Source organism: Paenibacillus sp. MY03, from assembly GCF_002165585.1.
Taxonomy (GTDB): domain Bacteria; phylum Bacillota; class Bacilli; order Paenibacillales; family Paenibacillaceae; genus Pristimantibacillus; species Pristimantibacillus agaridevorans.
The window spans coordinates 88,973-100,916 of sequence record NZ_MXQD01000007.1 but is presented as its reverse complement, the minus strand read 5'-3'; the positions used below and the strand labels follow the sequence as shown (position 1 = coordinate 100,916).

Below are 11,944 nucleotides of genomic sequence, written 5' to 3'. Positions count from 1 at the left end.
ACATGAAAGCGTTTCAAAGGCTAAAGCAAAGGGGTTTACGGCATGAGCAAGGGAATATGGAACGATCGTTATCTTTATTTATTTGTTATACCCGGCGTCATCTGGTTTCTGATTTTTTGTTACCAGCCTATGTATGGAGTGTTAATCGCCTTCAAGGATTATGATATCGTCGCAGGCGTGTATAACAGCGAATGGGTTGGATTGAAGTACTTTAGCGATTTTTTTCATGATTTTAATTTTAATTCCATTATGATCAATACGATCGCGATCAGCTTGTTGAAATTATTAATCGGTTTTCCCGCGCCGATCATCCTTGCTCTTCTATTGAACGAAGTCAAAAAGAAGATGTTCAAGCGCATTACGCAGACGGTTACGTATTTGCCCTTCTTCGTATCCTGGGTCGTCGTATCCGGGATCTGGTATGAGCTCTTGACTGTTGACCAGGGTGGTATTGTGAATACTTTTTTAATGAATATCGGCTTGCTCAAAGAACCTGTTTTTTGGTTCGGCAATCCAGATTATTTCTGGGGGCTGGTGGTCGCATCGGATATATGGAAAGGCATAGGCTGGGGATCCATTATTTATTTGGCAGCACTATCTGGAGTCGATGTTGATCTCTACGAAGCCGCTGTCATGGATGGAGCGAGCCGCTGGAAACAAACCTGGCATATTACGCTCCCCGGCATCCGCAGCACGATTATTATTCTTTTCATTTTAAATGTGGGCAGCATATTAAATGCCGGTTTCGATCAGATTTATGTCATGCAGAATCCTGCCGTCATGGACCGGGCCCAAATCATTGATACCTATGTCATGACGACCGGTATTTTTCAAGCCAATTATTCAATCGCGGCAGCCGTCGGCCTCTTTAAATCCATAGTAGGGTTAATTATGCTTCTCCTGGTCAATGCCCTTGTCAAGATTTTAGGAGAGGAGGGCGTATTATGAGGAGACATTGGGGCGAAAAAGTATTTTCCGTATTCAATTATACGATCTTGTGTTTGCTGTCCTTCTCTATTCTGTTTCCGTTCTGGCGGATTCTCATGCTGAGCATGAATGATGGCATCGATTCCTTGCGAGGCGGGATTTACTTCTGGCCGCGAGAGGCGACGTGGAGTAATTACATCGTCATTTTCGCGAGATCGGAAATTATAGATGCGTATAAAGTAACGATTCTACGAACGGTGATCGGGACGGTGTTGTCGGTATTCCTCACAGCGATCATGGCCTATGGATTATCCAAGAGGCACTTGAAAGGCAGAAAGTTTGTTAATGCCATGATTCTGTTTACGATGTTTTTTAATGGCGGATTGATTCCGGTTTACTTGCTGTTAAAGGATCTCCACTTGTTAAACACCTTATGGGTGTATATCATACCCGCGCTCTATCAGCTGTGGTACATTATTTTGTTCCGAACCTTCTTTCAGCAGCTGCCTGCAAGCCTGGAAGAGTCGGCCAAGATGGACGGCGCCAACGACCTGATCGTATTTTTTAAAATCGTTGTACCGTTATCGCTTCCGATCGTTGCCACGATTTCTTTATTTACGGCCGTTGGTCATTGGAATGATTGGTTTTCGGGTACGGTGTTCGTGCAAGATCCGAAGTTGATTCCGCTGCAAACCTTATTGATGAAGATCATTAGAGAAAACGACTCCGCTCAGATGATCGCCGGCAGCTTATCTACCGTTTCTCAACAAAGCGTCAAATCGGTGACCAGTTATTCCGTAAAAATGGCGACTTTAGTTGTAACCATCTTGCCCATTGTCTGCCTGTACCCTTTTCTGCAGAGGTATTTCGTAAAAGGGGTATTGGTAGGCTCTATTAAAGGCTAAGGTGTTTATATAATGCATTGCGCTACAAAAGTAATTATCTAACCATACGAAGGGGATGTAAGAGATGAAAAGGACCAAAAAGAGCGTGACATTGTTCGTAATGGCATGTCTGTTATTCAGCGTCATTGCCGCATGTTCGAACAAAGAAAATAATACGGGATCGACCTCCGGGTCGCCAAGCGCAAGCGCAAGTGCGCCGGCAGAACCGGTAAAAGAGGATCCGCTGAAATTCGTGTATCATTCTTTATCGCGAGATGTCGTTTTGCAGGAAAATAATGAAATGTACGGATGGCTAAAAGAAAATAAAAACGTGGATATAAAGGCGGTAGCAGATCGGCAAACAGACAAGATGGTCGACAAACTTAATTTGATGCTTGCCAGCGGAGATATACCGGATGTGCTGGAGCTTGAGAATGTGCCGGGCGCCATTGAGGTTGTCAAAAAAATGGGGGAAGCGGGACTTGTCATTTCGTGGGATGAATGGCTCGCAAAATACCCGGATTTGGTAGCCAACAACGACAAAGCATACGATGATGCGGTGCACAGAGCCAAAGATGGCAATATGTATATGCTTCCTATTAATCTAGCGGCCAAAAAAGGAGTTTTAATGGCGGATGTCGGGCCGGTGATCCGGGAGGATTGGCTAAAGGCGGTTGGCATGTCCGCACCGACTACGACGGATGAGTTGTATGAAGTATTAAAGGCATTCCGCGATCAAATTCCGGATGTCAACGGCAAAAAAATCATACCTGCTACGTTTGATGTTTTCCGGCAGTACATCGCGAATGCATGGACGAAAAGCTGGGTCAAATTTTCGGAGGATAATAAGTCGCTCCAATTCCAATTCAATAATCCCGACATCGAAGAATATATGGTGTTTATGAACAAGCTGTACCGGGAAGGCCTGCTTGATCAGGAGATGCTTACCCAGCAAACTGATCAATACATGGAGAAACTGTCATCCGGCCGCGTCGGTTATACGGTTCGTATTTATTGGGACATGGATACGGTTAATAAAGCCTTGAAGGCGGAAAATCCGGAAACGCGGTTTGTGCCGTCGCCGCCGCTCAAAGTGACAGGCTCATCCATCGTTCCCGTATATTCCAACCCGAGCGACAGAGGATTTAACTCCCTAGTCGTCTCGACTGAATTCGCCAAAGATCCAAGAAATATCGAAAGGCTTATGGAGTTTCTGAACTGGAACGCTTCCAAGGAAGGAACCCGCATGTTGAAATACGGCATCGAAGACGAATATTACATTAAAAATGCCGAGGGATTGTATGAAGCTACGCCCGAATCCAAGGAAGAACAGTCGCAGCAGAACAACACCTTCTTGCAAAGAACGGGATTGGATTCCTATAATCTTCTGCGATCGATTCTGATACCGGCGGAAGATACGAACCCAAGATCCGAAGAAGCGAAAATGGGAACCGAGATATGGGCAGAATCCATCGGAGAACCGCTTCCTCTCGAGTTTCAATTAACGCAGGCAGGACCTATTGAGCAGCAAAAATGGGGCGTGATGTGGAGCGAATTGGATAAATGGACGTCGAAAGCCATTTTTGCCAAGTCGGAAGAAGAAACGCGTAAAATTACAAAAGAAATGCTGGATGCTTTCGAGAAAAACGGCGGCAGAGACATCGTCAATGAAAGATTGAAGTCTATGAGCGAATTTAAACAATAGAATACCGCGGGTGAATAGGAGGCAATTCCCCTCCTATTCATTTTGTTTTTAAAGGAAAGGGAAGGGACGGCGGACGGTCATGAAAGTAGTATTGATGGATAATTGGGAGCTGACAGGCTCGTACCCCGGTTTCTGGGCGTTTGGACGCAGCATGGAAGTAAACGTGGAGCTTAGAGGAGTTGTCCCCTGGATTCCCGCTGAAGTGCCTGGCAGCGTGCATTGGGATTTGCACCGCGCGGGTTATTTGCCGGATCCGTATTTTGGAATAAATGCTCCCGCATGCGAATGGGTGAATGAGAGGGATTGGCTATATAAAACTTCCTTTACCGCGGAGCCGGCTTGGCAAGGCAAACGAGTCGCGCTTGTGCTAGAGGGGGTAGATTATGCGGCGAAGGTATTGCTTAACGGCAAAGAGCTTGGCAGCCACTCCGGCATGTTTACGCCGGGTGAGTTCGACTTGTCGGATTCGCTCCGTTATGGAGAAAGCAATGGGCTGGTCGTGGTGCTGGAGCGTTCCCCGGACGGCGAGGCGCAGCTTGGTTATACGGATCGGGTGGATCATCTAAAGAGCCGATTCGGTTATCGGTGGGATTTTAGCCCGCGGCTGGTCCACATCGGATTATGGAAGGAAGTGTGCCTGAAAATCACGGAAAGCTGCGTGTTGGAAAACGTTAAGCTTGAGGCATTGCCGGGTTCCGATGGAGCAGGCGAACTGACCGTAAGCGCCGTGCTGGAGAGCGGACAGTCCGGTCCGTACCGGTTAATCGCCGAGCTGTATGATCCGGAGGGGGCGTCTGTCGGAGCGATCAGCCTTGGCGGCGAGGCAGTGCCGGGATTGCGATCCGTACGGTTTACGATGGAGGTGCCCCATGTGCGTTTGTGGTGGCCGAACGGCTACGGACAACAGCCCCTGTATCGGCTGGAACTCAGGCTGGAGACAGCCGATGCGAAAAACGGCTCGTATATCCTCTCCGATTCGTATAGCGCGCAGGTCGGTTTCCGCGAATTGGCTTTTCAAGCCAATCCGGGGGCTCCGGCGGATGCGCTGGCTTACACGATAGCCGTTAACGGAGCGCCGCTCTATATCAAGGGATGGAACTGGGTTCCCATCGATCAATTGTATGGCCGAAAGCGTGAAGAACAGCTAAAACATCTGATCAGGCTGGCCAAACAAGCTAACGTTAATATGCTTCGCGTATGGGGCGGCGGGTTGATTGAAAAGGAATTATTTTATAATTTATGCGACGAAGCGGGTATTTTGATCTGGCAGGAAATGATGCAATCGAGTTCAGGTTTTAATAACGAGCCATCAGTGAAGCCGGAATTCCTTCATACCCTCTCGCGAACGATGCGGCATGCGATCCGGGAGAAACGAAATCATCCGTCTATGGCTATCTGGTGCGGAGGCAACGAATTGACGGAGGGCGGACATCTGGGTGAGCGAATGGTGCCGCTTACCGATCGACAGACCAACCTTCGCGTCCTTCGCGACCTGGTGTCGGACCTCGATGAATCGCGGCTTTTCCTGCCTACTTCGCCGACGGGGCCGACGTTCTTTCTGGATGCGGAGAGGAGCGGACAAGGCGTCATGCACGATGTGCACGGACCTTGGAAATATACGGGCGTTACTGAGCATTATCGGCTGTATAATGTCAGCGATGCGCTTCTCCACAGCGAATACGGCGGAGACGGCTTTGCTTCCATGATGAGTCTAAGACGATTTCTTCCCGGGGATAAGCTACAAACGGAGCATTCCGGTTCAGTCGAGTGGCTGCTCCATGGCTACGAATACTGGAATATGGACGAGCAGCTTAACGGCTTGTTCGGTACGTCCCTGAACACTCTTGAACAGATGGTAGAGGTATCCCAATGGCTGCAGGCGGAAGGAATTCGTTATGCGGTCGAAGCGAATCGCAGACGCGCGCCTTATTGCAGCGGAAGTTTGCTGTGGCAGTTTAACGAGCCTTACCCGAACTTATCCTGCACCAGCGCGATCGATTATTACGGCGACCCGAAGTTGGCTTATAGCTGGGTGGCGAAAGCCAACCGCAATCTGCATGTTTCCTTGCAATACGATGCGATTTCTTATTTGCCGTGCGAAGTTTATCGGGCGACGGTTTATATAACGAACGACGGTTCCGAGTCGGGACAGTGGGATGTAGAATGGCAGGCCTTCACTGGTACTGGCGACAAGCTGGCCGACGGCCTGTTCGAGCATAACAATCTAAAGATGCTTACGACACGTATCGGATCGATCGAATTCGACGTCCCGGATAGCGGCGCGTTTTTCGTAACGGTGCGAGTTATCGATGCCACAGAACAGCGAGTATTATCGGATAATGAATACGCGTTCGCAATCAGGGAGCGGGAAGACGCGGCGCCGTTGCAAGCTTTCTTAACGACGCCGAGGACTATGCTCGAATGGCACACGGAGGAAGAGGATGGCGGAACCAGGATGTCCGTCACGAATAGCGGCGAGACAGTTGCCCTTTGGGTACGGATAAGCGGCACTGCCTCTCATGATGATGTTGCTGTGAGTCAACCGGTTGTTCGGCCGATCCAGGATGGATTTTTGATTGCTCCCGGTCAGACGGTTGTTCGCTGCTTCGAGGGTATCATGCCTGAGGAGCGACAATGGGTCGTGAAAGCGTTGAATAGTTGATAAAAAGAGTAGGGAGTTGGTGTCATGCTGTCATCGATCGACAATCGACTTCGGATGCTGATTGGAGCTGAGCCGAAGACGTATTGGGAAGAAAAAATTACAGCCAAGCTCGGTTATTGGGGCGAACGGATCGTTTCGCAGTTGTTCTTTGCTTATGAAATGTCGAAGGTTAACAAAGGGATATTCGACGAACAGATTGATGCGGCGTTAGCTTTTGTAGAGAACAAATGGGCGGATGAAGGCGTCATTGGCAAGCATACGGCGATCCATGCCGAGAAGCTGCTCGAAGCGCTTGCGTCCGAAGCGAAAAGCTACGACATTTTATGCGTATCCCACGCGCATATCGATATGAACTGGATGTGGTCTTGGGATGAGACGGTGGCGGTTACGCTGGATACGTTTCGGACGATGCTGACGTTGTTGGAGGAATATCCCGAGTTTACCTTCTCGCAGTCGCAGGCTTCCATTTATCGTATCGTCGAACAATATGCACCCGAGATGCTGCAGGAAATACGGAAGCGGGTTCAAGAAGGACGATGGGAAGTCACGGCATCGCATTGGGTGGAAGCGGACAAAAATATGCCGAGCGGCGAAAGTCTGTCTCGTCATCTGCTCTATACGAAACGTTATTTGTCCGTTTTATTTGACCTTGATCCGGATAGTCTCAATCTCGATTTTGAACCCGATACATTTGGGCACAGCGTCAACGTTCCGGAAATCCTGGCGAATGGAGGCGTCAAATACTACTATCATTGCCGCGGTAATGAAGCGCCTGCCTTGTATCGCTGGGAAGCGCCTTCCGGCAAATCCGTCATCGTCTATCGGGAACCGACCTGGTACAATGACAATATACAAGCCTTGCTTGGTTCGTATGTGCCGGAAATTTGTTTGCAAACGGGATTAAAAATGTATTTGAACGTTTATGGCGTTGGCGACCACGGCGGCGGCCCGACGAGACGCGACCTGGAACGACTGCTGGACATGCAAAGCTGGCCAGTTTATCCCAAGCTCCGATTTGGAACGTATCGCGAATATTTTGCCGAAGCGGAGGCGATTGCCGAGCAGCTCCCTGTCCTCAAGGGAGAGCAGAACTTTGTTTTTACCGGCTGCTATACCTCGCAAAGCCGAATTAAGACAGCGAACCGAATTGGCGAAGCGACGCTTAATGAAGCGGAATTGTTTAATGCGGCAGCGGCGGTGGCCGAAGAAGCTCGCTATCCGGGAGATAGCTTTGAGAAGGCATGGAGGAACGTGTTATTTAACCAGTTCCATGATATTCTTCCAGGCTCTGGGGTGCTGGAAACACGGGAGCATGCGCTTGGGTTATTCCAGAACACGATGGCCATTGCCAATACGAATCGCAAGCTGGCTTTGGAGAAGATTGCCGCAATGATCGATACATCCAGCCTTGTTGGAAAGGAGAGTAAATTTTCGGTTTCGGAGGGCGCCGGAGCCGGGTACGGTGCCGGGGGCTTCAAAGTTACGCAGGTCGAGCGAGGTCGCGGCAACAAAAGGATTGTTCATCTTTTCAACTCCTCCGCATACGAGCGGGAAGAAGTGGTGGAAATCACGTTATGGGATTGGAAAACGCCCATTCGTTCGTTACTCGTGCAAGACGGCAACGGCCAGGCAGTACCCCATCAAATCCTGGACAACGGTTTGCACTGGTATTGGAATCACGATTATATGCGCCTGCTTGCCTACGTTAAAGTGCCTGCTTGCGGGTATGCCACCTATACCGTGTCGGAAGGCGATGACAGGCTAAAGCCGTTCCTGCCGGACGATCCTCGTATAGATGAAGAAGACGGGTACGTGCTTGAAAATGAATGGCTGAAAGTAACCCTTGATCCCGTCGATGCAACGGTTCGTTCGATGATTCGCAAATCGACAGGCGAACAATTGGTAGACGGGGCGCGTCCAACCGGCGTGTTCAGACTCATCCAGGAGGATCCGGATAAAGGGATGAGCGCATGGTGGACAGGGCGTTATATGAGCGTGACAAACGTTCATCAGCAAGTAAAAATCAAAAGAGGGGCCTGGGGCGATGTTCGCCAATCGCTGCAATATGAGTTCTCCTTTGGCCGTTCGCTGCTCAAGGCGACGGTATCGCTTGACCGCAATTGCACCGAGCTTGATTATGAGGTGGAATGTGATTGGCAAGAGATCGGCAAGTCGGATCAAAGCATTCCTCAATTAAATTTTCATTGGCCACTCGCTTATGATACTAAATCGTACCAATATGACGTGCCGTTCGGAGTGATTGAACGCAAGCCGCTTTCATTCGATGTACCGGCAAACAGCTTTGCGGTGGGCGTTCCGCAGAACGAAAAACAGTCGTCGGTGATGCTGGTGACGAACAATAAATACGGTTTTCGGGGCGCGGACAATGCACTGTCCCTATCCTTAATTCGCAGCTCCTTTTACCCGGATCCGTATCCTGAGCTTGGCAATCATCACAAGTTTTCTTTCGCGGTCGTCGTGCAGGATGCAGCCCGGGCCTATGAGCGAATTGAAAGGTCGTATCGTTTCAACCATCCGCTTACTGTGTTGTCAGGTTCCGCACATGCCGGCACTCGCCCGCTTGATTCCAGCTTCTTGAAGCTAATATCCGGCACCGTTGCGATTTCTGCGGTAAAAATGCCCGAGGATCCAGATGGACAGCGGTGGATTATCCGCGTTTACGAAACGGAAGGGGAGCTTGCGGCGGTCAAGCTTGAATTGTTCCAGCAGGCGGCAGAGGCGTATTTCGTAGACACGAACGAGCAGAGGCTGCCGGAAAACGAATCGATCCAAATTACGGATCATGTTGTCGCATTCGATGTGCAGCCTTATTCGGCTGCGGCCATTTGTTTGAGATTCAACTAATCGTATGTTAGGAGAAAGAGGTGCGGGTGATGAATAAGCAAATCTGGAAGCATAGAGCGCCGCTTCTGAATACATGGCAAGCGATTGAATCCGGTACGCTGAGACTGGGATTTATCGGCGGCTCGATTACGGATGCAAGGGCTCGCCATAACTGGCCCGAACCTGTGATTGCGTGGTTTAAGGAGCATTATCCGCATGTTCGGCTGTTTGTCGAAAATGCGGCAATTGGCGCGACGGGCAGCGAGCTCGCCGTATTCCGCGCCGAGCGGGATTTGATCATGCGGGATTGCGATCTGGTATTCGTGGATTATTCGGTCAATGACGATGAAGAAGCAAGCGAAAAGAGGATGCGCACAAGAGAAGGGCTCCTGCGCAAGCTGCTTGCCGACTGCTCTAGAGATGTCGTGCTCGTTCATACCTTTCGCCAATCGTTCTACCGCGAGATGAGCGTAGGCGATACGCCTGCGTCCATCGCCGAATTCGAAGCGTTGGCGGAGCATTATGGCATAGGGTCCGTAGGGATGGGGCTTCATGCGCTCGAAGAGGTGCGGCTTGGAAGAATGCGTTGGGAAGAGTGGCTGCCCGACGGCTTGCATCCGACAGAGAGGGGCAGCTTGAGTTACGCGCGCAGCGTAATCTCATTTCTGGAGAAGGAGCTGCCGGGATCGGTCAATCCCGTTAAGCCGACAGCAAAACCGTTGCAATTGCCCCTGCCGCTTAATCCGAACAACTGGGAGAACGCGTCTATATTGCCGCTAGACGAAATAGAAACGGAAGGACCATGGGTCATTCGACGTTGGCCGCATTTGGAGTGGATGGATCAAGTGCTTGAAACGTCGGCAATTGGCGCGAAGCTGAAATTCACCTTTGAGGGTACTGGTCTTACATTAGGTTTTGACTTTGGCGCAACTTCATCCGAGCTGCGGTATCGACTGGATAACGGCCCATGGAAGATCTCGGAACGCAGTCGTCCCGTTTGGTGCGGGAATGACGGATGGTATCGGATGTTTACAGTCGCAGAGGATTTGATCAACGGGTCCCATGAATTCGAAATGGAAGTCGTGCACGGTGATACGCCCGAATGCAAGGGAACCAATTGCCGATTGGCGCTCGTAGGTATTATCCCAGGTCCTATTACGATGATGCAGGACGAATGATGAACCTGAGCAGTTCGGTTCTCATGAGCGGAGAGGCGACTTTGGAAAACATTCAAGCCTATTTATTTGATCTGGATGGCAGTGTTTACTTTGGAGAAACCATTGCCCCTGGAGCTCTGGCATTAGTAAGTTGGTTAAGAGACTCGGGTAAACAGGTTAGGTTCGTTACCAACAATTCAAGGCATTCCTCTGCTGAAATCGCGCATAAACTTGGCGGCATGGGGATAGAGGCTGCTGCTGGAGATATCGTAACCGCAACGGATTATATGGGGCGATATGTGAGAGAGCGCTATGGACTTCAGAGGGTGGGAGTCGCAGGCAGTCCGAAGCTTAATCTGTCATTGCAGGCGGCCGGCCATGAGGTGGTGCCGCTTGCAAACCAAACGGAGCTTGATGCCGTGGTAGTCGGGTTGGACGTGGACTTTACTTATGCCAAGCTGGAACGGCTCTCTAATGCGATTAAAGATGGCGCGAGATTTATTGCAGCAAATGCCGATTTGTCCCATCCGGGGGAGAGCGGGCGAAAGGTTCCGGAGACAGGGGCGCTTGTTGCTGCACTAGAAGCTGTATCCGGCAAGCGGGCCGGGTTTCTGGGGAAGCCCGAGCCGCATCTGTTCCGGTATGCTTTGGAGTCATGCGGTTTGATGCAAGAGAAGGCGGCCATGATCGGCGACAATTACGATACGGATATCATCGGCGGCAAAAAAGCAGGGATGTATACGATTTGGCTGAGCGGATTGACGTTGTCCGAACGCCAGGACTTGGCAGACAAGCCGGATGCGGATCTCATTGTTCATCATTTGCCTGAACTTTATCAACGATTAGGAGGTAATTAAATGAAGTTCGAGCACGTATGGACTGCCAATGAGAAGCAGGCGCTCATTCGAGTGGAGGGACTTGCCAGGCCTACAGTCCTGTTTCATATTACCGATAGTCATATGCAAGAAACGGATGATCGGGATGGGATTGAAATATGGGCAGAGTCTGTTCGGCAGTACAGCTTCGATGCGCTTGAGACTCGCACCCAATTTAATCGGGCTCTGGATTATGCAAATGAACTGGCCGTCGATCATGTTGTTCTGACCGGTGATATCATAAATGGAGCAACGCTCAATAATCTGGATTATTTGGACAATCGATTGCAAACGTTGCGCTCGCCTTATCTATATACGCCGGGCAATCATGACTGGGAGTACCCGTTCGAGCCTTGGAGCGAAGCTGCGCGCAGCTCCCAATATGCCAAATTTGATCGTTTTACCAACGCCAATCCGTCCTATCAGTCCACCGAAGTTAACGGGATCAATCTTGTTGCGATCGATAACAGTACCTACCAGATCACGGGCGATCAATTAGACTTCATGGAAAGGCAACTTGCAAAAGAGTTGCCGACTCTGTTGTTTATGCACATACCTATCTATATCCCAAGTCTGCTCGAGGATGTCATGCGGGAGTGGCGTTCGCCGATCATGATGGCGGCCGAGGGTTGGGATGCGAAGCTTATGGCGGAGTGGATGATAGAGGAACCCCGTGCTGCGACAATCGACTTTTACCGTATATTGATGGATAATCCATATGCCAATCTGATCGGCCTATTTTGCGGTCATATCCATTTCGCGCATCGGGACGCCTTCGGACGGGGGACATATCAATATGTTACGAAAGCCGGTTTTAGCGGCGGTTATAGAACGATTCGTCTCTTGCCCATGAGCTGAGAGAGTTGTGGTATATCTGTCTTACATGATCA

8 protein-coding genes are annotated in these 11,944 nt (G+C 50.1%); all 8 read left to right on the top strand.

The window, feature by feature from the left end; genetic code table 11:
- The first annotated feature begins 42 nt into the window (after positions 1-42).
- A complete protein-coding gene (locus B1748_RS08085; RefSeq protein WP_087567388.1) occupies positions 43-948 on the top strand; it encodes an ABC transporter permease in 906 nt (301 codons plus the stop codon).
- Positions 945-1,832, top strand: a complete 888-nt coding sequence (locus B1748_RS08080; protein ID WP_087567387.1) for a carbohydrate ABC transporter permease — start codon at positions 945-947, stop codon at positions 1,830-1,832. Before B1748_RS08085 ends, B1748_RS08080 begins: the two co-directional genes overlap by 4 nt.
- Positions 1,833-1,896: 64 nt before the next feature.
- Positions 1,897-3,516, top strand: coding sequence for an extracellular solute-binding protein (locus B1748_RS08075; RefSeq protein WP_087567386.1), 1,620 nt, complete (start codon positions 1,897-1,899; stop codon positions 3,514-3,516).
- A gap of 79 nt (positions 3,517-3,595) precedes the next feature.
- The gene (locus B1748_RS08070; RefSeq protein ID WP_087567385.1) at positions 3,596-6,178 is read left to right on the top strand and encodes a glycoside hydrolase family 2 protein; all 2,583 of its coding nucleotides are present in this window, start codon (positions 3,596-3,598) and stop codon (positions 6,176-6,178) included.
- A 24-nt stretch (positions 6,179-6,202) separates the two neighbouring features.
- The gene (locus B1748_RS08065; RefSeq protein ID WP_256975575.1) at positions 6,203-9,043 is read left to right on the top strand and encodes an alpha-mannosidase; all 2,841 of its coding nucleotides are present in this window, start codon (positions 6,203-6,205) and stop codon (positions 9,041-9,043) included.
- A 29-nt stretch (positions 9,044-9,072) separates the two neighbouring features.
- Positions 9,073-10,200 carry an SGNH/GDSL hydrolase family protein gene (locus tag B1748_RS08060; RefSeq protein WP_087567384.1) on the top strand — a complete coding sequence of 376 codons (1,128 nt, stop codon included), beginning with the start codon at positions 9,073-9,075 and terminating at the stop codon, positions 10,198-10,200.
- Positions 10,201-10,241: 41 nt separating this feature from the next.
- Positions 10,242-11,036 (top strand): HAD-IIA family hydrolase, encoded by a 795-nt coding sequence (locus B1748_RS08055; protein ID WP_179215462.1) that lies wholly within the window; start codon positions 10,242-10,244, stop codon positions 11,034-11,036.
- Entirely contained in the window at positions 11,037-11,912 is an 876-nt protein-coding gene (locus B1748_RS08050; protein ID WP_087567382.1) for a metallophosphoesterase family protein, read from the top strand.
- Positions 11,913-11,944: the final 32 nt, after the last annotated feature.